Raw genomic sequence first — 427 nt, 5'->3', positions numbered from 1 at the left:
CGGCCGGCCGTATGTCTATGGCACCCATCACCTCGATCAGGCGGGCGCGAAGTGGGAGGCGCAGCTTCGGCACGAAGCGGCGATCGCCCGGCAAGTCGTGTACGAAGGCGAAAGCACCGTGCTCGCGTTGCAGTGCGCGCGTGTTTTCGAAACGGATGTTGTCCTGCCAGATGCACCCAAGGGCATGGTCATCATCGAGATCACGCATCGCGGGGCGCGTGACAAGGCTTATTCCAACACCTTCAAGGCGATTCCCGCGGACCGGCGCTTCCGTCTGGAACTGGAACCGGAGAAATGGGCCAGCGTGAGCGGCACGCTTAGCGGGCGAATTTGCAGCCCGGACAGCTACGCCTACTCGTACATCGACAAGGACGGGCGTTATATCGTCCGCTTCGACTCGGATTTCGAGACGTGGCCCAACGGCGGC

The 427-nt window shown here is 62.5% G+C and carries 1 protein-coding gene; it reads left to right on the top strand.

Annotation, left to right across the window (positions count from 1 at the left end; all coding sequences use genetic code 11):
• On the top strand, positions 1-427 hold a 427-nt coding region (locus tag QCE48_RS31785; protein ID WP_409014745.1), incomplete at both ends, for a contractile injection system protein, VgrG/Pvc8 family.

It is taken from the genome of Caballeronia sp. LZ024 (genome assembly GCF_031451455.1).
In the GTDB taxonomy this organism is placed as follows: domain Bacteria; phylum Pseudomonadota; class Gammaproteobacteria; order Burkholderiales; family Burkholderiaceae; genus Caballeronia; species Caballeronia telluris.
Note: the sequence above shows the minus strand (reverse complement) of the source record. Positions and strands in the feature narration are given on the sequence as shown.